The 25,539-nt window shown below is 71.9% G+C and carries 23 protein-coding genes and 1 riboswitch; of the genes, 11 read left to right on the top strand and 12 right to left on the bottom strand.

The features are described 5' to 3' along the window. Positions 1 to 403: 403 nt before the first annotated feature. Positions 404 to 3,673, top strand: a complete 3,270-nt coding sequence (locus ABNF97_RS13015) for a winged helix-turn-helix domain-containing protein (protein WP_349338669.1) — start codon at positions 404 to 406, stop codon at positions 3,671 to 3,673. 12 nt (positions 3,674 to 3,685) lie between these two features. Here ABNF97_RS13015 and ABNF97_RS13010 read toward each other — a convergent pair whose 3' ends face one another. Beyond that, entirely contained in the window at positions 3,686 to 4,366 is a 681-nt protein-coding gene (locus ABNF97_RS13010; protein WP_130460923.1) for a BON domain-containing protein, read from the bottom strand. 238 nt (positions 4,367 to 4,604) lie between these two features. On the opposite strand from ABNF97_RS13010, the gene ABNF97_RS13005 reads away from it, so the two are divergent. Together ABNF97_RS13005 and ABNF97_RS13000 are read left to right on the top strand one after the other, a co-directional pair. Then, the gene (locus ABNF97_RS13005) at positions 4,605 to 6,728 is read left to right on the top strand and encodes a hypothetical protein (RefSeq protein ID WP_349338668.1); all 2,124 of its coding nucleotides are present in this window, start codon (positions 4,605 to 4,607) and stop codon (positions 6,726 to 6,728) included. Between the two features lie 203 nt (positions 6,729 to 6,931). Beyond that, entirely contained in the window at positions 6,932 to 9,676 is a 2,745-nt protein-coding gene (locus ABNF97_RS13000) for a cellulose binding domain-containing protein (protein WP_349338667.1), read from the top strand. Between the two features lie 97 nt (positions 9,677 to 9,773). Here ABNF97_RS13000 and ABNF97_RS12995 read toward each other — a convergent pair whose 3' ends face one another. Both ABNF97_RS12995 and ABNF97_RS12990 read right to left on the bottom strand, forming a co-directional pair. Then, complete coding sequence (locus tag ABNF97_RS12995) at positions 9,774 to 10,196, bottom strand: hypothetical protein (RefSeq protein WP_130460921.1); 423 nt, start codon at positions 10,194 to 10,196, stop codon at positions 9,774 to 9,776. Between the two features lie 208 nt (positions 10,197 to 10,404). Further along, the gene (locus tag ABNF97_RS12990) at positions 10,405 to 10,548 is read right to left on the bottom strand and encodes a hypothetical protein (protein WP_349338666.1); all 144 of its coding nucleotides are present in this window, start codon (positions 10,546 to 10,548) and stop codon (positions 10,405 to 10,407) included. Between the two features lie 498 nt (positions 10,549 to 11,046). Here ABNF97_RS12990 and ABNF97_RS12985 point away from each other — a divergent pair, with 498 nt between their 5' ends. Continuing rightward, on the top strand, positions 11,047 to 11,418 hold the full coding sequence (locus tag ABNF97_RS12985) for an anti-sigma factor antagonist (RefSeq protein WP_130460920.1): 372 nt from the start codon (positions 11,047 to 11,049) through the stop codon (positions 11,416 to 11,418). Positions 11,419 to 11,466: 48 nt separating this feature from the next. Here ABNF97_RS12985 and surE read toward each other — a convergent pair whose 3' ends face one another. The 5 genes from surE to ABNF97_RS12960 form a co-directional block, all read right to left on the bottom strand. Further along, positions 11,467 to 12,294 carry a 5'/3'-nucleotidase SurE gene (gene surE / locus ABNF97_RS12980; RefSeq protein ID WP_130460919.1) on the bottom strand — a complete coding sequence of 276 codons (828 nt, stop codon included), beginning with the start codon at positions 12,292 to 12,294 and terminating at the stop codon, positions 11,467 to 11,469. Positions 12,295 to 12,316: 22 nt separating this feature from the next. Continuing rightward, on the bottom strand, positions 12,317 to 13,294 hold the full coding sequence (locus ABNF97_RS12975; RefSeq protein ID WP_349338665.1) for a 1-phosphofructokinase family hexose kinase: 978 nt from the start codon (positions 13,292 to 13,294) through the stop codon (positions 12,317 to 12,319). Positions 13,295 to 13,322: 28 nt separating this feature from the next. Beyond that, positions 13,323 to 13,916, bottom strand: a complete 594-nt coding sequence (locus tag ABNF97_RS12970; RefSeq protein WP_130460918.1) for a DUF2269 domain-containing protein — start codon at positions 13,914 to 13,916, stop codon at positions 13,323 to 13,325. A gap of 68 nt (positions 13,917 to 13,984) precedes the next feature. Beyond that, positions 13,985 to 15,850, bottom strand: coding sequence for a carbohydrate-binding module family 20 domain-containing protein (locus tag ABNF97_RS12965; RefSeq protein ID WP_349338664.1), 1,866 nt, complete (start codon positions 15,848 to 15,850; stop codon positions 13,985 to 13,987). Between the two features lie 551 nt (positions 15,851 to 16,401). Then, positions 16,402 to 16,803 (bottom strand): YbaB/EbfC family nucleoid-associated protein, encoded by a 402-nt coding sequence (locus ABNF97_RS12960; RefSeq protein ID WP_349338663.1) that lies wholly within the window; start codon positions 16,801 to 16,803, stop codon positions 16,402 to 16,404. A gap of 156 nt (positions 16,804 to 16,959) precedes the next feature. Between ABNF97_RS12960 and ABNF97_RS12955 the strand changes: the two genes are divergently transcribed. From ABNF97_RS12955 to ABNF97_RS12945, 3 genes are read left to right on the top strand one after another with little or no spacing between them, the layout of a single operon-like run. After that, positions 16,960 to 17,526 (top strand): hypothetical protein, encoded by a 567-nt coding sequence (locus ABNF97_RS12955; RefSeq protein WP_349338662.1) that lies wholly within the window; start codon positions 16,960 to 16,962, stop codon positions 17,524 to 17,526. Then, the gene (locus tag ABNF97_RS12950) at positions 17,523 to 17,855 is read left to right on the top strand and encodes a hypothetical protein (RefSeq protein ID WP_349338661.1); all 333 of its coding nucleotides are present in this window, start codon (positions 17,523 to 17,525) and stop codon (positions 17,853 to 17,855) included. The genes ABNF97_RS12955 and ABNF97_RS12950 overlap by 4 nt, the downstream gene beginning before the upstream one ends. Next, complete coding sequence (locus tag ABNF97_RS12945) at positions 17,848 to 18,540, top strand: hypothetical protein (protein ID WP_349338660.1); 693 nt, start codon at positions 17,848 to 17,850, stop codon at positions 18,538 to 18,540. The genes ABNF97_RS12950 and ABNF97_RS12945 overlap by 8 nt, the downstream gene beginning before the upstream one ends. 166 nt (positions 18,541 to 18,706) lie before the next feature. Here the strand turns inward: ABNF97_RS12945 and ABNF97_RS12940 are convergent, their stop codons facing one another. After that, positions 18,707 to 19,039, bottom strand: a complete 333-nt coding sequence (locus ABNF97_RS12940) for a YnfA family protein (protein ID WP_130460916.1) — start codon at positions 19,037 to 19,039, stop codon at positions 18,707 to 18,709. A gap of 289 nt (positions 19,040 to 19,328) precedes the next feature. On the opposite strand from ABNF97_RS12940, the gene ABNF97_RS12935 reads away from it, so the two are divergent. Then, the gene (locus tag ABNF97_RS12935) at positions 19,329 to 20,579 is read left to right on the top strand and encodes a cellulose binding domain-containing protein (RefSeq protein ID WP_130460915.1); all 1,251 of its coding nucleotides are present in this window, start codon (positions 19,329 to 19,331) and stop codon (positions 20,577 to 20,579) included. 135 nt (positions 20,580 to 20,714) lie between these two features. Here ABNF97_RS12935 and ABNF97_RS12930 read toward each other — a convergent pair whose 3' ends face one another. Both ABNF97_RS12930 and ABNF97_RS12925 read right to left on the bottom strand, forming a co-directional pair. After that, the gene (locus tag ABNF97_RS12930; protein ID WP_130460914.1) at positions 20,715 to 21,818 is read right to left on the bottom strand and encodes a VldE C-terminal domain-containing protein; all 1,104 of its coding nucleotides are present in this window, start codon (positions 21,816 to 21,818) and stop codon (positions 20,715 to 20,717) included. A gap of 6 nt (positions 21,819 to 21,824) precedes the next feature. Beyond that, positions 21,825 to 21,952, bottom strand: a riboswitch (cyclic di-AMP (ydaO/yuaA leader). Between the two features lie 250 nt (positions 21,953 to 22,202). Beyond that, positions 22,203 to 23,117, bottom strand: coding sequence for a cation diffusion facilitator family transporter (locus ABNF97_RS12925; protein WP_349338659.1), 915 nt, complete (start codon positions 23,115 to 23,117; stop codon positions 22,203 to 22,205). A gap of 234 nt (positions 23,118 to 23,351) precedes the next feature. Between ABNF97_RS12925 and ABNF97_RS12920 the strand changes: the two genes are divergently transcribed. The 3 genes from ABNF97_RS12920 to ABNF97_RS12910 are packed head-to-tail and all read left to right on the top strand — an operon-like array spanning position 23,352 to position 24,829. Next, the gene (locus tag ABNF97_RS12920) at positions 23,352 to 23,693 is read left to right on the top strand and encodes a metalloregulator ArsR/SmtB family transcription factor (RefSeq protein ID WP_130460912.1); all 342 of its coding nucleotides are present in this window, start codon (positions 23,352 to 23,354) and stop codon (positions 23,691 to 23,693) included. 3 nt (positions 23,694 to 23,696) lie between these two features. After that, on the top strand, positions 23,697 to 24,203 hold the full coding sequence (locus tag ABNF97_RS12915) for an SRPBCC family protein (RefSeq protein ID WP_349338658.1): 507 nt from the start codon (positions 23,697 to 23,699) through the stop codon (positions 24,201 to 24,203). Next, complete coding sequence (locus ABNF97_RS12910; protein WP_130460910.1) at positions 24,203 to 24,829, top strand: dihydrofolate reductase family protein; 627 nt, start codon at positions 24,203 to 24,205, stop codon at positions 24,827 to 24,829. The genes ABNF97_RS12915 and ABNF97_RS12910 overlap by 1 nt, the downstream gene beginning before the upstream one ends. 60 nt (positions 24,830 to 24,889) lie before the next feature. Here the strand turns inward: ABNF97_RS12910 and ABNF97_RS12905 are convergent, their stop codons facing one another. Further along, the gene (locus ABNF97_RS12905) at positions 24,890 to 25,519 is read right to left on the bottom strand and encodes a hypothetical protein (RefSeq protein ID WP_349338657.1); all 630 of its coding nucleotides are present in this window, start codon (positions 25,517 to 25,519) and stop codon (positions 24,890 to 24,892) included. Positions 25,520 to 25,539 lie beyond the last annotated feature (20 nt).

Here is a 25,539-nt window from a genome sequence, read left to right as displayed (position 1 = left end):
CGCCACGACCGCTCTCCGGCGTCGCCCGTGCGTCGGTGCCCGCTCGGAGGGTGGCGACGGCCCGGTCCCGCGCGGGCGTGGCGGTGCGTTCCCGGCCGTCATCGTTCGGCGGTGACGGGTGAACCGGGTTCGTCCGCAAGGGGTGAACCGCGGCGGGCCGGGTATCCGCCTCAGGCCGTCGCGCTGACCGGCCGCCGACTTCGACGCGATCGCCCGGCTCTCGGTCCCGGTCGGCGTGCCCGGTCGCGGTGGCGCGGTTGGTCGCGGTGGCGGGCGTGCTCGGGCTCGGTCGCGGTGGCGCGGTTGGTCGCGGTGGCGGGCGTGCTCGGGCTCGGTCGCGGTGGCGCGGTTGGTCGCGGTCGGCGGCACTCGGTCGCCGTCGGCGGGCCGGAGGAGGTGGGGCTTGTTGGAACGGATCGAGGCACTGACCGGAACCGTTTCGTCGGTCGTCGGCGGGGCACCCCCCGGTCCAGGCGGCGGGTCGGGGCGTACCGGGGCGCCGCTGCTCACCGCGAAGCTGGCCGCCGCGCCGCGCTCCGGGGCGGTGCTGTTGCCCCGGCCCCGGCTGTTCGAACTTCTCGACCTCGGGACAGCCGGCCCGCTGACCCTGGTCTCGGCCTCGGCCGGCTGGGGCAAGACGGTGCTGCTCAGCTCCTGGTGCCGGGCCCGTAACGCGCCAGGCGGCCGGGTCGCGAGCGGCCCGGACCGGGGCCCGGTGGGCTGGCTCTCGCTGGAGCCGGGCGACGGTGGGGCACGGCTCTGGTCATACCTGTACGCCGCGCTGCGTCCGGCCGTCGACGGAGCGGAACCGGATACCGGGGGCGAACGGGGCGTCGGCGGCGAACCGGCCGTCGGCGGCGAACCGGATCCGGGGGGCGAACCGGATCCGGGGTACGGGCTGGAGTCCCTCGCCGAACAGTTGGCCCGGCGCAGCGGACCGGCGACCCTGATCCTGGACGATCTGCACCAGGTCGACGACCCCGAGGTCTCCAGCGGGCTGGAGTTCCTGCTCCGGCACACGGCGGGCCGGCTGCGGCTGGTGGTCGGCTGCCGTACCGATCCCGGGCTCGCCCTGCACCGCTGGCGGCTCAGCGGGGAGCTGACCGAGATCCGCGCCGCCGACCTGGCCTTCCGTCCCGACGAGGTCGCCGATCTGTTTTCCGCGTACGGGGAGCCGCTGCCGCCGGAGCAGATCCGCCGGCTGGTGAGCCACACCGAGGGCTGGCCCGCCGGTCTGCGGTTCGCCGCGCTCGCCCTGCCGGGCCACCCCGACCCGGCACGGTTCGTGGAAGAGTTCACCGGGGAACATCCGGACGTCGGTGACTATCTGAGCCAGGAACTGCTCGCCGGCCTGTCCGGGGACGCCCGGGAGGCGCTCTGCCGGGCGGCACTTGTCGAGGGCTTCTCCGCCGAGCTGCTGGACACGCTGACCGGGCGCACCGACGCGGGCCGGACACTGTCCGAACTTGACGGTCTCGGCGGGTTCGTGATCCCGCTCGGCGGTCGGCCGGCCGGCTACCGGTGCCATCCGATGCTCGGTGAGCTGCTCCGGTCCGAGCTGGCCCGCCGGCCGGCCGAGCAGGTGGCCGAGCTGCACCGCCGGGCCGCCACCTGGTTCGCCGCGAAGGACCTGCCGGCCGAGGCGCTCCGGCACGCGCTCGCCGCCCAGGACTGGTCGTACGCGATCGGGGTGCTGCTTGGACACTGGCCGGACCTCCTCCCCTACGGCCAGTACGCCCCGACCCGGCCGGCGCCGCCCGGACCGTCCCCCGAGGCGCTCCGCGCCGCCCCCGAACTCGGCCTGGCCTGTGCCGCGAATCGGCTGGACGGGCGCGAGCCGACCGCCGCCACCGGCTACCTCGCGTTGGCCACCGAGCACGGTGACCGGCTCGATGCCGTCCGCCGGTACCGGATCCGGCGGATCGCGGCGGCGCTGCGGCTCGCTGCCGCCCAGGCGGCCGGAGACGACCCGGCGGTACGCGCCGGGGTCGCCGACCTCCTCCGCCCGGATCCGCCCGACCCGCACGGCATGGCCGAGGGGGTGACCGTCGACCTGATCACGATGCTGGACCCCGACCCGGGCCGGAGGCGGGACGTCGACGGCGGTTCGGGCGCGGGCGTCGACGTCGACGCCTACCCGGATGCCGACCGGATCGATCTGGCCCAGCTCACCCGGCCCGAACCCGGCCATCCCGACCATCCCGGCCTGTCCGGCCCGGCCTGGCCCGGCCACCTCAGCGGTTCCGGCGGGGCTGACTTGGCCGGTGCGGCGGTCTGGGCCGGCCCGTTCGACGCCGGTCTCGGCGAGCCGCCCCAACCGGGGCGGCTCGGTCTCGGCCTGGCCGACGGCGGGGATTCCGTCCGGGACGGTCTCGGCCCGGCGGACGGCGGGGACTCCGTCCGGGACGGTCTCGGCCCGGCCGACGGCAGAGATTCCGTCCGGGACCACCTCGGCCTGGCGGACGGCGGAGGCGTTGTCCGCGACGACCTTGCCCTGCGGGCCAGAACGGTGGCTCGGATGGTGCCAGCGATGCTCCGGTTCGGAACGGGCGAGCTAACCGCCGCCGAGCCGGAGATCGCCGACGGACTCGCCGAGGCGACCCGGGCGGAACTGCCCCGGGCCCGCCGGCTCTGCCTGGGCCGGCTCGCGCTGGCCCGGGCGATCCGGGGCGAGCTGACCAGCGCTGACGAGGCAGCCCGCGCGGCACTCGGCACGGCACCCTTCGACGGGCTGGTCCGGCCGGCCGACGGCGTACACGGCCACCTCGCGCAGGCGCTCGTCGCGCTGCACCGGGACCGGCCGGACGACGCGGACGCCAGTCTGGCGCTCGGTGTCCGGGCCGCCGACCACGTCGACGAACCACTCGTGCACGGGCTGGTCGGCGTGGTCGGGGCTCGGCTGCTGCGCGACCGGGGCGACCTGACCGGTGCGCACCAGATGCTGGCGGGCAGCCGTCGCCGGCTCGGCGACCGGGCGACGGAGCAGCCACTGGCGCACTGGCTGCTCGCCGCCGAGGCGGAGCTGTGGATCGACCGGGGCGACGTCGAGCTGGCTCGGGAGATGCTCACCCCGGTCCTGGAAGGGGCAGCGGGGCCGGCCGGACCGGTGGCGGTGGCCCTGACCCGGGCCCACCTGCGGGCGGGGGATCCGCAGGCCGCCCTGCGTACGCTGCCGGACTGGGCGGCGCCGTCCGGTGCCGATGCGCCACTTCCGCTGCGGTTGGCCGCCGGACTGCTCGACGCGGGCGCGGCACGGCTGACCGGCGACCACCGCCGTGCCGCCCGGGTCCTGGAGGAGGTGCTGCGGTTGGCCGAACCGGAGGGTTTCCGGCAGGTCTTCACCCGGGCCGATCCACCGGTACGGGACCTGCTCGCCGCCCACCTCGACTCGGGCACCGCGTACTGGCCGATGGTGAACGAGCTGCTCGACGTCGCCGACGGGACGGCCGACCCGGCGACTGCGGGGGCGCCGCCGCTGGCGGAACCCCTGACCGAACGCGAGCTGACGGTGCTCCGCTACCTCCAGAGCATCCTGTCCAACGTGGAGATCGCCGCCGAGCTCTCCCTCTCGGTCAACACCGTCAAGACACACGTCCGGAACATCTACCGCAAACTCGACGCCACCCGGCGGCGGGACGCCGTACGCCGGGCCCGGGACCTCAACCTGATCTGACTGCTCGCCGCCTCACAGCCGTACGGTGATGTGGTTGTCGACGTTCGTGACGCCCGGCGCCGACCACGCGACCCGTTCGGCCTCGTCGCGTTCGAGCCACGACCGGACGTTGCCGGTCAGTACCACCGAGTCGCCGCCCTCGATCCGGATGTCGATCCCGGCCGCGTCGGTCTCCACGCTGCGTACCAGCGCGCTGTGGATCCGTTCGGAGATCTCGGCCAGCTCCGGTCGCTCCCGCGGGTCGACCGAGATTCCGTTGGTGAGGCCGCGGACTCCGGCGAGCCGGCGTACGGCCTGCTCGGTGGCGCGTCGCTGGTACTCCCACTCCACCTCGCCGCGCAACACCACCCAGCCGTTGGAGACGGTCACGTCGATCCTCGCGGTGGGTACGAAGGCGTCCCAGTCCAGGGCCCGGGTCACCGCCGCCGCGATGTCGGGATCGGGTCGGCGGGCCGAGGACGGCAGGCGTACCTCAAGATCGTTCGCGACCGCCCGGACCCACTGCACCCGGTGCGCGGCCCGTTCCGCCGCCCACTTCTTGGCGTAGTTGTCCACCCAGCCGCGCAGCGTCACCACGCCCGCCTGCACCGTGACACCGATATCGTTCGGCTGGACCCGGGGCTCCCAGGCCAACTCCGCCAGGATGTCGCGCTGGATCTCATCGTCGCTTCGGCTCGTCGCCCGGCTGGCCATGTTCGCTCCTCCGACGGTCGGGTGCGGCGGTCCGGTGACCGGTAGGCTCCGCCCGCGGTCGCGTCCGCGCTTCGACTCTGGCCCGCTGCCGGGTGAGCGACCCTCACCCGGCGAGGGTGAGCCGGAGTCGGGGCGTGACAGCCCCGGTGCAGATCAGGGATCATCGATGCCAATGTGCCTTGGGGCAGACGCCGGTGTGGTGCGGGGCAGGTTCCCGGACCGGAAGGAATTAGGCAGCATGACAATCGAGCGGCAGACGATTCCGGCCGGACCGGAGGATCGGATCGGCGGCGGACCCGGCGAGCAGCCCGGCGACGGATCCGAGAACCGAGCCGACCACGGACCCGGCGAGCGGCCAGCTCCCTTCCTGGTGCGGCTGGCCAGGCACGAGTGGACGTTGGCCGTGCTCGGCGGGCTGCTGCTGGCCGTGGTGCTGACCTGGCCGACCCTGCGCGACATCACCAGCACTATTCCGCAGGACATCGGTGACCCGACCCTGCAGGCGTGGCAGATCGCCTGGGGCGGTCACGCGATACTGCACGACCCCACCCAGTTGTGGCACTCCAACACCTTCTACCCGGAGCCGTACACCTACGCCTACTCCGACACCCTGCTCGGCTACGCCCCGGCGGGCATGCTCGGCGAGGGTCCGGTGGCCGGCGTGGTCCGGTACAACATCCTCTACGTACTGGTGCACGCGCTCGCCTTCGTCGGGGCGTACGCGCTGGCCCGGCAACTCGGCGCGGGCCGGATCGGTGCCGCGGCGGCCGGGGTCGCCTTCGGGTACGCCCCCTGGAAGCTGGCCCAGGCCGGGCACCTGCACGTGCTCTCCATCGGCGGCATCGCGCTGGCCCTGGCAATGCTGGCCCGGGGGCACGGCTGGTCGCTGCGGCACGGCTATCGGCCGGACCGGCGTCGCCCCGGCTGGGCCCTCGCCGGCTGGCTGGTGGCGGCCTGGCAGATGACCCTCGGCTTCGGCATCGGGTTGCCGTTCGGCTACGTGCTGGCGCTGGTCTGCCTGGCCGCCGCCGCCGGTTACGCCTGGTCGTGGTCGCGGCGGCGGTCCCGCCCGCCGTTCGGTCGCCGGCTGCTCCTGGCCGACCTGGCCGGCGGGGCGGTGTTCAGCGTGGTCACCATCCTCATGGCGCTGCCCTACCTGGAGGTGGTGGCCCGGCACCCCGCCGGCCGGCGGACGCTGGCCCACGTGCAGATGTTCTCGCCGCCGTGGCGGGGTTTCCTGACCGCGCCGCCGGAGAACTGGCTCTGGGGCGAGCGGCACGCCGCCGCCCGGGCGAGTCTCAGCTTTGCCGGGGAGATGACCCTGCTGCCCGGGGTCGTGCTGATCGGGCTGGCCTTCGCCGGGCTGTTCTACTCGGTCTGGCGACCGCGGCACCGGGCGATGCTCGCGGCCGGCGTACTGGTCAGCGTGGGGCTGGCCAGCGGCACCACGCTCGGCGGCGACGGCAACCCCGGGTACGCGACCCTGGTGCTGCACGCACCTGGCTTCGACGCGATCCGGACCTCCGGTCGGCTGGTGCTCTGGACGACCCTGTTGCTCGGCATCCTGGCCGCCGGTGCGCTGACCGCGCTGACCCGTCTCGCCACGGAGCCGTCCGCCGACCGGTCACCGGAAGTCGCCGATCCCGCTGACCCCGTGTCGCCGGCCGCCGACCCCGCCGATCCAGCCGACCCCGTGTCGCCGGCCGCCGACCCCGGCGGGCCAGTCGCCGAGCCGGCTCCGCCGGCCATCGATCCCGCCCCGCCAGCGGCCGATCCCGCTCTGCCGGCCGTCGACGCCGTCGGACCGCGAGCGGGGGAGCGGTCCGGGGTTCCGGTACCGGTGCTGCGGGCGGCCGCCTACCAGTCGCCGCCGGGCGTCGAGGAGCCGGAGCGGAGGGCGCGCGGACGGCGTGCCGTCGGGGTTCCGAAGGCGCTGTTCCGGCTGGTCGCGTTGATCCCGCTCGCGCTGATCGTCGTCGAGGGGGTCAACACCACCCCGCACGCCCCGGTGATCCCGCAGCCGGCCGCGTTGCGCGGGGCCGAGGGCCCGTTACTGGTACTGCCGAGCAGCGGCACCCTGGAGTTCAGCGTGATGCTCTGGTCCACCGACGGCTTCCCGAAGATCGTGAACGGACTGGCCGCCTTCACCCCCGACTCGCAGGCGCAGACACTCGGCATAACGGCGGGCTTCCCCGACCGGTTCAGCGTCGACCACCTGCGGCAGATCGGCGTCCGTACCGTCGTCGTGCTGCCGGAGTACCTGGCCGGGACGCCGTGGCAGGACGTGCTGAACCGGCCGGTGGACGGGCTCGGCATCACCCGCGAGGAGGTCGCCGGCTCGGTGGTGTTCCGGCTCGGCTGAGCCGGTCCGACCGGCGGGTTAGTTTAGGTCTCCAACTATTGACAGCGTGTACAGCGGTGTGTGAACGTCTGCACGACGCCGTTCCGGGAGCCAGGACCGACGCCACGGGAGCAGGGGCAGCTCCCGCCCGACGGTTCGTCCGCGCCCGGCGTGCCAACCCCCGGCCGTCGGCCAGCGCACGCTCTTCGAACAGGGAGCCGTACATGCGTAGAAGTCTCGCCCACCTGCTCGCGGCCGTCCTGGCCGCCGGCTCGGTGGCCGTGGTGGCCCAGGTCGCCGTCAGCCCGTCCACGGCACCGGCCTCGGCCGCGGCGGCAGAGCCGTACTCCTGGCGGAACGTCCGGATCGACGGCGGTGGCTTCGTGCCCGGGATCGTCTTCAACCCGAGCGAGCGAAACCTGATCTATGCCCGCACCGACATCGGCGGCGCCTACCGGTGGGAGCAGTCCAGCCAGAGCTGGACCCCGCTGCTGGACTGGGTCGGCTGGGACCGCTGGGGCTGGAACGGCGTGCTCAGCATCGCCACCGACCCGGTGCAGACCAACCGGGTCTACGCGGCGGTGGGGATGTACACCAACGACTGGGACCCGAACAACGGCGCGATCCTGCGCTCCACGGACAAGGGCGACACCTGGCAGGCGTACGAGTTGCCGTTCAAGGTGGGCGGCAACATGCCGGGCCGGGGCCAGGGCGAGCGGCTCGCCGTCGACCCGAACCGGAACAGCATCGTCTACTACGGCGCGGAGGGCGGCAACGGGCTCTGGCGCAGCACCGACCACGGCGCCACCTGGGCCAAGGTCGGCAACTTCCCGAACCCCGGCAACTACGCCCAGGACCCCTTCGACCCGAACAACTACCTCAACGGCAACCAGGGTGTCACCTGGGTCAGCTTCGACAAGTCGACCGGCACCGCCGGCAACGCCACCCAGACCATCTACGTCGGGGTCGCGGACAAGGCCAATCCGGTCTACCGGAGCACCAACGGCGGTACGAGCTGGGAGCGGATCGCCGGGCAGCCGACCGGTTACCTGGCCCACAAGGGTGTCGTCGACCCGGTCGGTGGCTTCCTCTACATCGCCACCAGCGACACCGGCGGCCCGTACGACGGCGGCAAGGGCGACGTCTGGAAGTTCAACCGCGCCACCGGGGCGTGGACGCAGATCAGCCCGGTCCCGTCCAGCAGCGCCGACGCGTACTACGGCTACAGCGGGCTGACCATCGACCGGCAGGACCCGGACACCATCATGGTGGCGACGCAGATCTCCTGGTGGCCGGACGCGATCTTCTTCCGGAGTACCGACGGCGGTGCCACCTGGAGCCGGATCTGGGACTTCACCTCGTACCCGAACCGTTCCAAGCGCTACACCATGGACATCAGCTCGGTGCCGTGGCTGACCTTCGGCGCCAACCCGGCCCCGCCGGAGGAGACCCCGAAGCTCGGCTGGATGAACGAGTCCGTGGAGATCGACCCGTTCGACGGCAACCGGCTGATGTATGGCACCGGCGCGACCATCTACGGCACCACCAACCTGCGCAACTGGGACAGCGGCGGCACGGTCACCATCCGGCCGATGGTCCGCGGCCTGGAGGAGACCGCGGTCCTGGACCTGGTCAGCCCGCCGTCGGGCGCCCCGTTGGTCAGCGGCCTCGGTGACGTCGGCGGCTTCCGGCACACCAGCCTGGACGCGGTACCCGCGGCGATGTTCACCCAGCCGGTCTTCACCAGCACCACCAGCCTGGACTTCGCCGAGCTGAACCCGGGCGTCATGGTCCGGGCCGGCAACTTCACCGACGCCGACCGCCCGAACGACAGCCACGTCGCCTTCTCCACCGACGGCGGGGCGAACTGGTTCCAGGCGCAGGAGCCGGGCGGGATCAACAGCGGCGGCACGGTCGCGGCCGCCGCCGACGGCAGCCGGTTCGTCTGGGCGCCCGGCGACGCCGGGCAACAGGTGGTCTACTCCGTCGGGTACGGCAACTCGTGGAGCCAGTCCGGTGGCATCCCGGCGAACGCGACCGTCGAGGCCGACCGGGTCAACCCGAACAGGTTCTACGGCTACTCCGCCGGCCGGTTCTACCTGAGCACCAACGGCGGGCAGAGCTTCACCGCCACCGCCGCGACCGGGCTGCCGAGCAGCGGGGCGAAGTTCAAGGCGGTGGCCGGGGCCGAGGGGCACATCTGGCTGGCCGGCGACACCGGGATCTTCCGGTCCACCGACTCCGGGGCGAGCTTCACCAAGCTGTCGAACGTGACCAGCGCGGTCAACGTCGGCTTCGGCCGGGCGGCACCCGGACAGACGTACCCGGCCGTCTTCGCGGTCGCCACCGTCGACGGCGTGCCCGGGGTGTACCGGTCGGACAACGCCGGCGGCAGCTGGGTGCGGATCAACGACGACCAGCACCAGTACGGCAACATGGGCGAGGCGCTGACCGGCGACCCGAGGGTCTACGGCCGGGTCTACCTCGGCACCAACGGCCGTGGCATCCAGGTCGCGGACCGGGTCGGCGGCGGCCCCACCAGCCCGCCGACGGCGACCCCGACGACCCGCCCGCCGACGGCCACCCCGACCACCCGCCCGCCGACGGGCAACCCGACCACCCGCCCGCCGACGGGCAATCCGACCAGCACGGCACCGCCGAGTGGGGCCTGTACCGCCGCCTACCGGGTGACCGGTTCGTGGCAGGGCGGCTTCCAGGCCGAGGTGACCGTCCGGAACACCGGCACGTCGGCGATGACCGGCTGGACGGTGAGCTGGACCTTCGGTAACGGGCAGACGATCAGCCAGATCTGGGGTGGTGCGCATACCCAGACCGGTTCGTCGGTTTCGGTGCGGAACGTGTCGTACAACGGCAACCTGGCGCCGGACGCCTCCACCACGTTCGGCTTCCTCGGCAGCTGGACCGGTGCGAACGCCGTACCGGCGCCGGTGAGCTGCGCGCGGAGCTGACCCGGGATCGGGGCCGGCACGGCCGGGGCCCGGCGCGGTTCCGCGCCGGGCCCCGGTGTCCGCGGACCCGTCCGACCGGCCGGACGGTCCGGCGGGATCAGGTGGTGTCGACCCGGACCGGTCGGTTGGCCCGGTCGACGTCCACGAACTCCACCGCGTCTCCGGCGGCGGGCAGTTCCCGGTCCGCCCGGGCCAGCGCGGCGCGGGAGGCCGCGGAGGCGGCCCAGGCCACGGCGGCGCCGACCAGACCGGCCCCGATCAGCCACCCCCAGGGCAGCCCCGGGCGGCGGCCGGCGAGCGCGTCGTACGCCCGACCGGCCCGCACCCGGGCCTCGTCGGTCACGGCTCCGACCCGGTCGCCGGCGTGGCTGGTGAGGTGGGAGCCGGTTCGCCGCGCCGAGCGGGCCGTGTACTTCACCGAGTCGCCGGCCGAGTTGACCGCGGTGGTCAGGTAATCCCACGCCTGGTCGGCGATCCGCTCGGGCTTGCTCTGATGTTTCAGCAGGTTCTTTCCGAGCATGTGCTACCTCCTCGGTTGCCGAACGAAGCGGCCACTTCGGACAGAGGCGTCTGTTCGGCGCGGTTGCGGGTTGCTACTGGAGGAGGTGCCCAGGTGTCTTCCCTGGCAAACCCGCGATCACGTCCTCCCGGATGGTGCAACCGAGACTCACCCTGAGGGTTCAGCCGAGACTCACCCTGAGGGTTCAGCCGAGACTCACCCTGAGGGTTCAGCCGAGCACGATGACCGACGCACGCCGGGCGAAATCGTCGTCGTCATCGTCGTCGTCATCGCCCCCGCCGCCGAACCCGCAGGCGAGTACCAGGGCCAGCAGCGCGCCGACCCCGGCCAATCCGATCAGCTTCCTCAGCATCAGACGTCCTCTCCCGAGCCCCGGTCGCCGCCCGCGACGGACGGGTCACCAAGTGAACCCTTCCAACCTCCCCTTGCGCTCCGTCCTGCGCAAGGTCGGACCGGGTGCGTAGGGCAGCGACCTCTCGCCCCGGCACGGCCCGCATCGGCCCTCGATGCCTGTACCAGCGTTCCCGGCGGCCGCGCCGGTGGTCCGCTGTCGCATAGGCGACAGGAATTCGGGTACCCGGCGCGGCGGGTCGGGCGAGGTGCGACACAGGACACCGGTGGCCTGCGCGGGCCTGCGGGACGGCTACGCTGAGGGTGTGGCAGCGAAGGTGTGGAAGCGGATGGCGCAGGAAAATTTAGCGTAGTTTGCCCCGTTACCGGGTAGGTTTGTCGGCTCGTTGAATAGATTGCCCGTCCGGAAGGGTGGCGATCGGGGCCGTGAGAGGAATACTCTCGGTCGCGGCCCGCGTACTGATTAGGCGCCCGGACATGGGCGAGTGGAGGTGCTCGCGTGAGCCTGTCGATCGTCAAGTCGGTCTTGCCTGGTGGAGTTGTGGAGATCGCCCCTCGCGGAGAAATCGACGTCGATACGGCGTACGAGGTCCGAGAGGCGATCGCCGGGGTTCTGACCAAGGGGCGACCGTCCAGGATCGAGCTCAACATGCGACTGGTCAGCTTCATCGACTCCGTCGGAATCAGCGCCATGGTCGCCGGCTTCCAGACCGCGGAGGTCAGCGGCGTCAAGCTCGTGGTCACCGAACCGAGCCGGTTCGTCCACCGGCAGCTCTGGGTCACCGGACTCCTCGGCCTGTTCGGTGCGCCGGAGCCCTACTTCGCGGGCGCATCAGCCGCCGCCGAGGAGGTCAGGGTCCCCGGCGCCTGATCGTCGTCCCCCCGGCGGGCGACCCGACCGTCGCAGACCGGGATCCCCCTATCGAGGATCGTCCAGTCTGGACAGATCCACGTCGTACGCCTCGGTGATCGCCCGGATCGCCGTCACCGAGGCGTAACCCTCCGTCAACCAGGCGACGTCCGTACCCGGCTCGACCCGCTGGCCGGACTCCTCCAGGGCGGTACGCACAAACCCCCGGCCAGCCTCGGCGACCGTCATCTGCACCTGCCCGAATCCCGCCAGGCTGCCCCGGCGTACCCCGCGCAGCCGCTCGTACGGCAGGTCGGGGGAGTTCACGTTCAGCACGCTCGCCACCGGTGCGTCGGTCAGCCGGGGCAGCAGGTCCAGCGCCACCCGGGCCGCGGTCGCCCAGTGCCGCCGCTCGTCCCGGTCCGGCCGGGGCACGGCCACCGCCGCGCCGCCACTGCCGGCGCTCGCCTCGTGCGCCGAGAGCACGTCGAGCGAGACCGCGATCCCGTGGCAGCCGTTCGCGGCGGCGGTGAACGCCGCCCCGACGGTGCCGGAGTGCAGCACCGCGCGGCCGGCGTTCGCGCCCCGGTTGATTCCGGAGAGCACCAGCGACGGCGCCGGCCCGAACGCCCCGTGCAGGGCGATCAGGGTGATCAGCGCGGGTGAGGCGGCAACCCCGTACGCCGGGACGCCGGGTAGTCGGTCGATCGGGTGTTCCTCGACGACCACCCGGCCGTCCCGCTCCACCGCGCTCATCGCGGCACTCGCGCCGCTGGCCTCCTCGCTCGGAGCGGCCACCACCACGTCCAGCCCGCGTTCCGCCGCCTCGGCGGCCAGCCAGCGCAGCCCGGGGGCCGCGATCCCGTCGTCGTTGGTGACCAGTACCCGGATCGTCATGACCTGCTCCGTACCCGGATCGTCACTGCTTCGTCGTCCGGTGGGCCAGTTCGTCGGGGGTGAGCCGATCCTGCCGGTCCACTCGCATCGGCGTCAGCCGCACCCGGTCGACCAGGCCGGCGATCGCATCCGGCCGGCCGGTGCCGAGCCCGTGCCGGGTGACGTTCAGCGCTCCCGCCGCCGCACCCGTGCGGACCGCGAGCCGCAGGTCGCCGCCCTGGGCCAGAATCGCGGCCACCCCGGCGGTCATGGAGTCGCCGGCACCGCGCGGGTCCGCCACCTCCAGCCGGGGCAGGTCGAGCTGGGCCATCTCGCCGTCGATCAGCACCAGCGCCGGCTCCTCGGCCCGGCTGACCACCACCGACTCGGCTCCCTGGGCGTGCAGCGCCTGGATCACCCGGACCAGCTCCGCCTCGCCGTCGTCGGTGGCCAGCCCGTCCCGGAGCAGCTCCTCGTGGCTGACCTTGAGGACCGACACGCCGCCGTGCAGTACGGCGGCCAGGTGCGGACCGGAGAGGTCGGCGACCACCCGGCTGCCGTTGCGGCCGAGGTCGGCGGCGAGTCGACGGTAGATCTCCGGCGCGACCTGGGACGGGTGGCCCGGGCCGCTGAGGATGCTGACCTCGGCGCTCAACCCCTCGGTGAGCGCGAGGTTGTAGAGCTCGTCGAGTTCGTGCCGGGAGAGCGGATGGCCGGGGACCGAGGCGACCTCGTGCCGGTTGCCGTCCCGGCGATCGTGTACGTAGCCGCCGCTGCTGGACTCGCGGTGGATCACCCGCAGGTCGACTCCCTCGACGGTCAGTAGCGGTTCGAGCACCTGACCGATCTCACCGCCGAGTCCGGCGCAGAGCACCACGGGCACGCCCAGACACTTGATCATGCGCGCCTGCCACACCCCCTGACCGCCGGGATGCAGGTGGATCTCGGTCTCGTCGGCGGGCTGGTCGATGGTGACCGTCAACTGCGGGTCGGGGGCAAACACCATAACATGTCCGCTCATGCCCGTTAGATACCCGCTTAGTCGCTATCTACGCGGCCTCGGCGCGATCTCGGCGCGGTCTCGGCGCGGCGCCGGCCCTGATCGCACCGGCCCGGCCGGCCCGGCGGATCCGCCCCCACGGCTTGTAGGTGGAGAGCACCGTGGCGACCACCAGCAGGCTGCTGGAGACGATCGGCGCCGCCAACAGGCCCTGCCGGGCGTCCGGCGGAGTCGCCGCGCCGAGTTCGGCGGCCCGCAGGCTCGGCAGCAGGGCGAAGAGCACCGCGCCGAGCATCACAGTGGTGATCACCAGCTTCACCAGTACCCACCGGTGCCGGACCAGACCCCAGGGCGTGAGCAGCGCGCTCGCGACCCCGACCAGCCAGGCGAGCACGCTCAGCGGCACGAAGACGGACTGCCCGACCAGTGCCAGCGCCGGGTAGACCAGGTCCGGGTCGGAGCCGCCCGCCCCGGCCACGCCGAGGGTGAGCAACACCAGGTCGACCCCCAACCAGCCGACCGCGGTCACCACGTGCAGGGTCAGCAGGGCCTTTCGCCAGGGCGGAGAGAGCTTCATGCCGGCCATGCTGCCGGCGACGGCGCGTGGCGGCGTCGTGCGGATGTCGACGATCCGGGTACGCACCTCGACGTACCGGCGGCGCGTCCCGGGCCGCGACCGGCCCGGGGAACGCGCCGCCGCCTCGCGGGTACTCAGCGCCAGGTGTCGGTCCAGTTCACGGTGCAGGGGGCGGTGGTCGGGGTGGTCCGGTACCGGTTCGGGTCGCTCTCCCAGACCACCCGGCCCCCCTCGCGCTTGACGTACTTGTACTGCACCGTCGTGCCGGCGGGCAGGTCGACGGTGCCCCGCCAGATCGGGTAGTCGGCCGAGGAGAGCGGCAGCCCGCTCGCCGGGTTCCAGTTGCCCAGCGCCGCGACGTTGCCGGTGACGTAGACGTTCTCGCCCCAGACCGTCGTCGCGGTCACCGCGAAGCTTGTCGCGACGGTGGGGCAGGAGCCGCCCGTCGGGGTCGGACCCGGACCGCCGCCCGAGGTCCGCGCGTTGACGTGCAGCGCCAGGGCGCCGGACGCCGGCACGGTCGCGGTGACCTGGCCGGCGGTGTCGACCTGGTACGTCGTACCCGTGCAGGAGCCGGCGGTGAAGTCCCCGCTCATCACGTCGCAGTAGCTGCCCGCCGGCAGGCTGGTCTGGAAGGTACGCGTCAACGAACCTCCGCCCCGGTTGAAGGCGACGTACGCGGCGCCGCCCCGGCCGAAGGCGATCTGGTTGCCGCCGTTGCTCCACCAGTTGGTGACCCCGGCCCCGGCGGCGGCGTTGCGCAGCCCGACCATGTTGGCGGTGGTCCGCCAGCGGTGCTCGCAGGCCCAGCCGCCGCCCGCGCAGTCGACCGGACTGGTGGCGCCGGAGCCGTCGCGCGGCGGCCCCGCCTCAGGGTCGGTGAAGGTGAAGCTCGACATCACCTTCGGGACGCCGTACGGCCAGGCGATCATGAACGCCTCGGCCAGTGCGTACGCCGAACCGTTCTTGTAGGTCAGCCGGGCCCGGCCGTTGCGCTGGGTGTCGTGGTTGTCGACGAACGCCACCGCGTCGGCGGAGCCGAGCCGCATCGACGAGGCGAGGTTGCCGAGGTTGGCCAGGTTGCCGTCCCGGAACGCGTTGCCGACCACGTCCCCGTACCGGAACTCGGTGACGTCGCCGATCCCGGCGTACTCCTCCGGGGTGGGCTCGCCGGAACCGCCCTCGATCACCTCGGCGAAGACGTACGGATCGCCGGCGACCGGATCGACGATCGCGGCCAGGTCGGCGGCGGGCAGGTGCTTGGCCGCGTCCACCCGGAAGCCGTCGACGCCGAGCGAGACCAGATCGTTCAGGTACCCGGTCAGTTTGCCCCGCACGTAGGACGACTCGGTACGCAGGTCGGCCAGGTCGACCAGTTCGCAGTTCTGGATCTCCCAGCGGTCGCCCCAGTTGGCGATGTCGTCGTTGCCGTTGCGTCCGCAGTGGTGGAAGTCGCCGTTGCCGTACGGCACCGCCGGATAGCCGTAGTGGCTGTACGTCGAGCCGCCGCTGCCCGGCCCGGTCGAGGCGCCGCCGGCCATGTGGTTGACGATCGCGTCCACATAGATCTTCACTCCGGCGGCGTGGCAGGTCCGCACCATGGCGGCGAAGGCGGCCCGGTCACCGCGCCGGGTGCTCAACTGGTAGCTGACCGGCTGGTAGTCCTGCCACCACGGGTACCCCCGACCGGGAAGTACGACGTGTTCCTGCGGTGGCGACACCTGCACCCCGCCGAAGCCCTTCGGGCCGAGCACCGTGCGGCACTCGTGGGCGATCGAGGCCCACGGCCACTGGAACAGGTGCACGATCACGTCTTTGCCGCCCGGGCTGGCCGGGCTGGCGGCGGCCGGCTCGGCCCGCCGATCGGCGAAACCCACCGCCAGCGCGGCGGCGAGCACCCCGGTCAGGACGGCGGCGGCGGTTCTCCGGCGGGTGGAGGCCGTTCTTTGCGTTGCGGCGGTTCTTTGGATGGCGGCGGTCGGACCTCGTCGGGTACGCATCGGAACCTCCCGTGCGCGAGAGTGCGGGGACGGCTGGCCTGCAAGTTCTTGCAAATATTGCCGGCAAGCTATCACCGGGTGTCGGGGCCGTAAAGCATTGTAGAAGCTTGATGTCTGACCGGGTTTACCAAGGTTGGTCCGGGTTCGGCTTGCAGAGATCGTCGACCCGGCCCGGAATGGAGAGCCATCGCCGCAGGTACCGGGCGGGTGGCTCGCCGCCCGGTACTTGCAGAACTTTCATCGCATCCGATGGGAAGCCAGCCGAGGAAGCGTTCGGCCAGCGCCCGGGTACCGGCGCCAGGCTGATCCCGGGCGGCCTGGCAGAGCCGCACGGCCAGGTACCGCAGCAGCGCCGAGTCCGCCGTCCGGACCGAGGCGGACCGCCTCCGCGCCGAACTGCACCGATGGGGGGCCCGACACGCCCGCTGCTGGTTCGTCGACCCGCACCGCCACACTCTCCCCGGTATGCCCAACCGGGGCCACTGGTAGCTGGCTCCCATGCCTGGGGCCGCGCCTTCGGCTTTCGGCGGTGGGCCAGGGAAACTCGACTCCTACCTGCCGTCGATAGCGTCGAAGAGGCGTCGGCGCATCATCTCGAACTCCCCTGACATGTCCTGGGCCATCCGATCGAGTTCGTCGGCGGCGCGGGCGGCATCGGCCGCAGCGGATGGAGTGCCGGCAGGGTCACCAACTTCGGCGGCTCTGGCAATCTCCTGTCCCACCTGCACACTCAGATCCTCGTGCGCGTGGCGCAGCGCCTGCAGGATCGATGCGCTCAGCGTCGCAGGAGGCTGCCGCATCGCCTCGGCGTCGATGGTGAGTTCGCTGGGTATGCCGTCACCGTCGATGGCGACCCGCACCAGCCCGTCCTCCGACCGCCCATGGCCGCTGACCCGGTCCAGCGCGGCCAGCACCGGATCGGCGACGGGGTCCCGCTCGGGCTCGCCGCTCATTACCATGGGTCCACCTCTCGATCACCCAGCGATGCCTCACCGTACCGTCGATGCCAGTTCGATCGGAGGCCGCGAATGGATGTATCGCCCGAGGCGCGATCGACGATCCGAACCCGTCCTGCCGGTGGCGCCTCCCGCTCGGCGCTCGGCCGAGGTATGGAATTCGCGGGCGCCGCGCTGCTGGCCGCCTCGACCGTCGTGGCGATCGTCGCCGTCGTGCTGCTCGGCATCCGGTGGGCATCCGGGGACGATCTGCTTTTCGCCACCGGTCTGTTCCTCTGGGCCGGCCGAGGGATCTGTGTCGCCGCGCCGCTGATGTTCGTCGGCAGGTACGTCCGTCGCCAGGCAGCGCTGCTCAGGGACTTCACGTTGGTGCTCGACGACACCGGGGCGCACTGGTCCGGCGCCGTCGCCGGATCTGTCGCCTGGACGGAACTGGACCACGTCGTCGTCACGGCCCGACCGCGCCGGTCGCGTCGGCTGATCCTCGCGAGGCAGGTACCCGGACAGGCCGGCCCGACCGACGCGACCGTCCGGGCCTCCCCCGTGACACATCTCGTGCAACGCCTGGTCAACCCGTCCCGCTGGATCCTCGACGTACCCCTCGACCGCTTCGAGCAGCCACCGGAGACGCTCGTGCGGGTCATCCGTTCGGCATCCGGCGGCCGATTTCCCGATCTCTACCCGACCGAGCAGTTTCCCCAGATCGAGGAGACCTCATGAGCGACATATCGGCCGACCCGGATCACCTGCGCAGCGTCGCAGTCAGGCTGGCGGAGCTGGCAGGCCGGGTTGACGCCCTGTCCCGCGGCCTCAGCGACGGCGGCGCGGTACCGGACCGGAGCCAGTTCCCGGAACTCCCCGTCGGACAGCGGGCCGCCACGGTCTGGAGCGACGGAAACTCGGCCTTCCTCGACGGTCTCTCGCTGGTCGGACAAAGCCTCTCCCGGTTCAGCGACAGCATCCTGGCGGCAGCCGCCGCATACGAACAGGCAGATCTGCGCGGTGCTGACCGGATGCTACGCAACCTGCCGGGAGAGACGCATGGCTAGCGTGGCCGAGGAGTACGGCATCGACATGTCGGACGTCCGGCGGATAGAAGGCTTGTACGGCCAGCGGCTACCGGACATCCTCGAACCCCTGCGGCAGGCTGACGCCGATTTCGAGGCGCTGCGATCCGCCGCCGAGCAGCATCGCTCGGTCGCCGAGGAGGCCCTACGCGTCCACGGCGACCTGACGCAGCGCCGCAGCGACATGTCATGGGGCGGGCAGGCCGGTAGCGCCGCCGCGAACGCCCTCGACGTGGTGCTGACGGTACTCAAGTGGATCGCCGCGATCATCCTCTTCGTGGTCGGGGCGCTGCTCGCGCTCATCGCGATGCTCCTCTACGCGATCGCCGCGATCCTCCGCTGGATCGGAAAGGCCCTCGCGGCCTGCGCCGCCGTCGTCGCGGTCGTCGTGACGATCGTGGCGATCATCCGATCAGGCGGACAGGGACAGTCGGGACGGCTCAACATGATCTGGGCGTCACTCCGGGCCGTCTTCAACACGACGTACCTCGCCACGCTGGGCATCACCGGCGCGCTCGGCGACGGGTTCGGCTGGGTGTTCGAGCAGGCCGCCAAGGGCGTCATGTGGCTGGCGCTCTACCTGATCGAGGTCGGCGGCAACCTGACGGGTACCCCGGACGAGGAGATGGGTCCGCTACGCGACGAGCGCAACAAGCTTTTCGACTGATTCCCCGTCACACCCCGCTGTGGCAGCGGTCATTTGTCGGGCGGGGTGCGCTTCTGAACGACAGCAGCGTCGTGATTGCGAAGGGTCGTCGGCCACCGGCCCGGCGGCCTGGCGCGACTTCCTCCACGCCCTGCCCTCCCGCTGACCGCCGCGCTGGTGGGAAGGATCAGCCGCGCGGGGCGTACATGATGATGGCGACCCCGACCAGGCAGATGACGGCGCCGGCCAGGTCGTAGCGGTCCGGCCGGAACCGGTCCACCAGTACGGCCCAGCCGAGCGAGCCGGCCACGAAGACACCCCCGTACGCGGCGAGCACCCGGCCGAAGTGCGGATCGGGTTGGAACGCCGCGACGAAGCCGTACCCGGCCAGCGCCAGCATCCCGGTGGCGACGAAGAGCAGGCCGCGATGCTCGCGCACGCCCTGCCAGACCAGCCAGGCACCGCCGATCTCGGCGACGGCGGCGAGCAGGAAGAGCAGCAGCGAGCGCACGATCGTCACGCCCGCCATTGTCGCCGGCCGGGGCGGACGTCGACCGTCGGCATGGCCGGACGGCGGGCCCACGGTTTGCCCCGCATCGATGACTGTCTCTAAGCTTGGTCGGCGCCGTCACGCGACCGGTACGGGCTGGCCAGGTCGTCGCGGTGGATTGGTGATCATGGGAGCTGGTCACGGGAGCCCAACGAGGGGCGGTACGCGTCGCGCGTGCCGGTCACTCGTCGTCGTAACAGCACTGCCGGCACGCGCCAGGGATGGCGACGGGGCCGGCGGTTGTCCGAGAGGAACTCCCATGCGGATCCCCGCACCGTACCGTCCGTACCGTCGCGTCTCCCTGGCCCTGGCCGCAGCGACCGCGATCGCCGCGAGCGGCGTCGCCGTGGTCGGCACCGGCCTGACACCGGTCGCCCAGGCTGCCACCGGCTGCCTGGTCGACTACACCGCCAACCAGTGGACCGGTGGCTTCACCGCCGCCATCCGGGTGACCGCCGGGAACACCCCGGTCAACGGCTGGACCGTGACCTGGACCTACGGCGGTGACCAGCGGATCACCAACAGCTGGAACGCCCAGGTCAGCCAGTCCGGCGCGACCGTCACCGCCCGGAACGTGGCCTGGAACGGGTCGCTGCCGGCCGGCGGCTCCACCGAGTTCGGCGTCCAGGGCAGCTACGCCGCGAGTTCGGCGGCACCGAGCGGCTTCACCCTGAACGGCGAGTTGTGCAACGGCGCCGAGCCGACCACACCGCCCAGCACCGTACCGCCGACGACCGCGCCGCCGACGACGCCGCCCACCAGCGCACCGCCCACGGTGACGCCGTCGCCGACCGTCCCGCCCAGCACGCCGCCGCCGAGCGGCTGCGGTACGGCGGCAATCTGCGACGGTTTCGAGAACCAGACCGGTACGTCGCCCTCCGGCGACTGGAGTGTCAGCTACCCGGACTGCTCGGGCAGCGGCACCGCCAGCATCGACACCTCGGTCGCGCACCAGGGCACCCGCTCGGTACGCATCAACGGCGCCGTCGGCTACTGCAACCACGTCTTCGTCGGCTCCACCCGGGATCTCGGCAGCGTCGGACCGGTGCGCTACGCCCGACTCTGGGTACGGCACACCACCGCGCTGCCGACCTCGCACGTGACCTTCCTGGCTATGCGGGACGCCGCCGACGGCAACCGTGACCTGCGGATGGGCGGGCAGAACGGCGCCCTGCAGTGGAACCGGGCCTCCGACGACGCCACCCTGCCGGAGCAGAGCCCGAACGGTGTCGCGCTCAGCGCGCCGCTGCCGGTCAACCAGTGGACCTGCCTGGAGTTCATGGTGGACGGCGCGCAGGGCCGGCTCTCCACCTGGGTAAACGGCACCGCGGTGACCGGGCTGACCGCCGACGGTACGCCCACGCACGACGTCGACGGGCAGTGGTACAACCGGGCCAACTGGCGGCCGAACCTCACCGACCTGCGGCTGGGCTGGGAGAGCTACGGCGAGGGTGCGAACACGCTCTGGTTCGACGACGTGGCGCTCGGCTCGTCCCGGATCGGCTGCTGAACTGAGAGCCGGCTGCTGAGCTGAGGACCGGCTGCTGAGTTGAGAACCGGCGGCCGCTGAACGGAGAACCGCCGGCACTGCCCAGGGGTGGCGGGCGGTGTCGGCGGTTCTCGTTCGGTGTGCGGGTGCGGCCGATCAGTGCATCGACAGGTGCACGTGGTTGGTGTGGTCGCTGGACGGGTCCCCGTTGCCCCCGTTGTACGTCTTCCAACCGCTGCTCGGCAGCCAGATCTGCTTGAACCAGATCACGTACAGCACACCGAGTCGATCGGCGTTGCGCACGAAGTACGCCGCCAGGTTGTTGCCGTACGTCCGGTCGCCGCCGGTGGCCACCCCGCCGAACCCGTTCTTCTGGGCGGCGAAGTCGCACGCCTGTCCCTTCGGATGCTCGCCGCTGCCTCCGTTGCGGAAGCAGGAGACGAACCGGGTGAAGCCGGCCGCCTGGGCCTGCTTCAGCGCGTGCAGGGTGCGCGGGGTGATGCAGCCGCTGGTGGTCGGGTCGTTCTGACTGCACGACTCGTCCGGGAAGGAGCCGTCGGCGTTGCGGGGTGCCGGCCGCGCCGACCCGCCGCCACTGCCGCTGATCCCCGCGCCGGCGCCGCCGCTGTTGTTTGCCGCCGCCAGCGCCCGCTCGGCCTGCTTCTTGCGGGTCTCCATCACCTCGACCTGCTTGCGCTGCTCGGCGATCTCCTTGTCGAGCGCCGCCTTGGCCTGGGTCTCCTTGTCCAGGCTCTCCCGCAGCCCGCGCAGCTCCCGGCTCTCGTTCGCCGAGATGGTGTCGAGTGCGGCGGCCCGGTCCACCAGGCTGGTCGGAGATCCGCTGTTGAGCAGGGCCGAGACCTGTCCGAGCCGGCCGGTCCGGTATGCCATGTCGGCCATCCGGGCGACCCGCTCACCCCGGGTCGCCACCTCGGTGCGCAGCGCGGCGAGCTGCTGGTTCAGTTCCTTCTGCCGCTTGACGGAGTTGTTCAGCTTGTTCTTGGCGTTCAGGTAGCCCTTGCTGGCGACCTGGAGTTGCTCGCGCAGGCTGTCGCTGCCTCCGTCGATGTCGTCCCCGCCGGGTGCCGCGGCCAGCACAGCGGCGGTCGCGTACTCCGGTGCCGCGGCGGCGGGTGCGCCGCCGAGTGCCGCGAGGACCATGCCCAGGGCGATGGCCGCGGTGGTCGCGGCCTTCCGGGACGGTCTCGTGGCGCTCCGCGCGGACGCCGGAGCCTGTCGGGTGGGTGCCAGGAACGGCATATGACAATGTCCTTCCGTCAGCCGCCGACCGGGTTAGCTGACGGGTTCGGGACGGAAGATCCCTACCGCTGGCGCGGATACACCCCTGGTACGTGGTTCCCCGGCTCGCGCGTGCGATTAGGCGACGGCCTCCGCAGGCGCCGGAGGGCGCCGCCCGGCGGAGACCGGAGCCGAGCTTACCGGCAGTTGTCGTCCGGGGATACGTGGCGTCGCTGCCGTCGAATTCACGATTCTCCTGCTTCAGACGGATGTATCCGGACAAAAATAGCGAGCGTGCGGGCGAAACTTAAGATGCCGCTAACTATCGGTGAACCTCTACGCCTGCCGGGGGCGGATTTCCGACAGTTTCCGGCCGGTCGCCCCGACACGCAGCGTCGCGGCCGGTTACCAGTCGGTGGGTCCGCAGCCGCCCAGCGCGGCGTCCGGCTCGACCTGAAGGGTGGCGTGCGAGATGTCGAACTCCTCGCGCAACGCCGACCGGGCCGCCGCGAGTACGGTACCGACCTCCGCGTCGCTGTCCAGCCTCAGGTGCGCCGAGGCCACCTCCATCCCGGAGGTGAGGGTCCAGACGTGCAGGTCGTGTACGTCACACACCCCCGGCACGGCCGCCAGCCGGGTGCCTACGGCCGCCACGTCGAGATGCTCCGGCGCGGCCTGCACCAGGATGCGTACGGCGGTCCGGCCGAGCCGCCAGGTGCGGGGCAGAATGAACAGCCCGACCGCCAGGGCGACGATCGGATCGGCCCAGCGCCAGCCGGTCAGGATGATCACCACGGCGGCGACGATCACGCCCACCGAGTTGAGCAGGTCCCCGAGCACCTCGAGATAGGCGCCGCGCAGGTTGATGCTCTCCTGCGCACCGGGTCGGAGCAGGCCGAACGCGGCGGCGTTGGCCAGCAGGCCGAGTACGGCCACCGCGAGCATCGGGCCGGCCTCCACCCGGGGCGGGTCGGCGAACCGGCGTACCGCCTCGACCAGTACGTAGAGCGCCACCCCGGACAGCAGTACCGCGTTGGCCAGCGCGGCCAGCACCTCCAGCCGGTACAGGCCGAAGGTCCGCTGCGGGGCACCGACCACCCGCCGGGCCGCCGTGATCGCGGCCAGTGCCATCCCGATCCCGAGCACGTCGGTGAACATGTGCCCGGCGTCGGAGAGCAGCGCGAGCGAGCCGGTGACCAGTGCGGCGACCGTCTCCACCACCATCAGGACGGCGAGCAGCACGAAGGCGGCAACCAGCCGTCCCCGGTGCCGCTGCGCCGCCCGGATCAGCGGCACCCCGTGGTCGTGCCCGCCTCCCAACGCGTTCTCCTTTCCCCGCTGTCGATACTGCCGGCCGACGCGGTGTCGGGGGAGCCGGTCCCATCGAAGAGGCGACGCCGAACGCCCACCCCTCGGCACCGAGGGTGCCGGCGCCCGGCGCCCGGCGCTCGCGGGGCCGGCGCTCGCGGGGCCAGAGGCGCGGTCGGGGTCCCCCGGGGCCCGGCAGACCGCCAGTGACTTGACGCATTCCCTTATGGGTATATGATGACTGCCATGGCACGAGCAGCGACGACGTCGGACGTCTTCAACGCGATCGCCGAGCCGCAGCGCCGGGAGATCCTGGTGCTGCTGCGGTCGGGTGAGTGGCCGGTGACCGACCTGGCCCGGGAGCTGGGGATGACCCAGCCGGGGGCGTCCAAGCACCTGCGGGTGCTCCGGGAGGTCGGGTTGGTGCGGGACCGCAAAGCGGGTAAGCAGCGCCTCTACGGCCTGGACGCCCGAGGGCTGCGACCGGTCCACGAGTGGACCGGCGGGTTCGAGCGGTTCTGGAACGAGAGCTTCGACCGGTTGGACGCATACGTGCAGGAACTGAAGAAGGCAAGGCAAGGGGAGTAGCTGATGGGTACGACGGGACGGGAAACGCCGGCGCGATCCGCGACGGCCGACCGGGAGATCGTGGTCTCCCGGGTCATCGACGCCCCGCGGGAGCTGGTGTTCGAGGCGTTCACCGAGGTGCGGCACCTGTCGCGCTGGTGGGGGCCGGAGGGGTTCACCACCACCACGCGGTCCTTCGAGTTCCGCGTCGGCGGGGAGTGGGACTTCGTGATGCACGGACCGGACGGGACGGACTACCAGGAGTGGATCACCTGGACCGAGATCGTCCCGCCGGAGGGGATCACGCTGCTGCACGGTGAGTCCCGCGGCGACCCGAACGCCTTCGAGTCGGTCCTCACGTTCGCGCCCGACGGGGCGGCGACCCGGATCGAGATGCGCACGGTCTTCCCCACCAAGGAGATGCGCGACGAGGCGGTCGAGAAGTACCACGCGGTCGAGGGCGGCCAGCAGACCCTGGACAACCTGGCTGCCTACGTCACCGAGATCGCTCGGAAGGGAGCGGAGGGCTGATGGCCGGGAAGGTCTTCTTCAGCGTGTCGATGTCGCTGGACGGGTTCATCGCACCCGAGTCCAGCGGGAAGCTGATGGGACGACAGTGGATGGAACTGCAGGCGTGGATCTTCCCGCAGCGGTTCTTCCGGGAGAACCTGAAGCTCGGCGAGGGCGGCGAGGAGGGGCGCGACAACGACATCGCGCGGGAGACGTTCGAGCGCACCGGCGCGAGCGTCATGGGCAAGCGCATGTTCGACGCCGGCGAGCAGATGTGGCCGGCCGAGGCGCCGTTCCACACGCCGGTCTTCGTGGTGACGCACGAGAAGCGTGACCCCTGGGAGCGGCCCGGCGGTACCACCTTCCACTTCGTCAACGACGGCATCGAGACCGCGCTCGACCGGGCCCGTGAGGCCGCCGGCGACCGCGACGTCCGCATCGCGGGCGGCGGCGCGACGATCCTGGAGTACGTGAACGCCGGCCTGATCGACGAGTTCTCGATCGCGCTCTCACCCGTGCTGTTCGGCTCCGGAATCCGCCTGTTCGAGGGCGTGGACGCCGCCAGGGTCGCACTGGAACAGGTCCGCTCCGAGTCATCGCCGCGGGTGACACACCTGACCTACGCCGTGCACCCACGGCAGCAATGACCTCGACACCTGGAGATCGTGCTACAGCCATTCGTCACCAGGCGTGGGCAGGGCCTACGACTAACCCCAGTCCTCGTCGAGTGGATCTCCGGGCAGCCATAGGTTCACTGGCCGGCGTACGGGCTCGGGCTCCCATGCCTTCGTCTCCGGGTTCCAGCGGAGTGTGGCCGCGCGCAGTGAGCCGCCGGAGAGGTCGATTTTCTGCAGGGCGGCGAGCGCGGTCTCGTCGACCCGGGCGTCGATGACGACGCGTACGTCGGTCTCGCGGTCGCCCAGCATGATGCGCTCTGGATCCGGTTGCTCCGCCGCGCCTGCCTCGGACTGCTTGCGTGCCCGGAGCCGGCGGACGAGCTGGGTCAGCGCGCGGTACGCGTCGTTGCCCGCGTTTTCGATCAGGCTCTGCACGAAGGGTAGAAGGATGGTGGTGATGCCGACGGTCGAGACAACTGTCAGTGGATCCAACCCACGTGGGCCGGAGTCCTTGATCGCGTCGGCGTCAAGCACCGGATAAAGCGGCGCGAGTGCGTCGGCCGCCCGGCGCGCCCTGGACAACAGCTCATCCGCTTCCGCGATCAACTCGGGATCGAGGCCGTTTTCGCTGCCACGCAGCTCGTCTCGCAAGGAGGAAAGCTGGTCGAGGGAGGACATCAGCTCCGCACGCCAGTGTGACTCGCGCCGCCGGTCACTCATACATCGAACTCTAGTGTAAG

Origin of the sequence: Plantactinospora sp. B6F1, assembly GCF_040120695.1 — a bacterium.
GTDB lineage: Bacteria > Actinomycetota > Actinomycetes > Mycobacteriales > Micromonosporaceae > Plantactinospora.
Note: the sequence above shows the minus strand (reverse complement) of the source record. Positions and strands in the feature narration are given on the sequence as shown.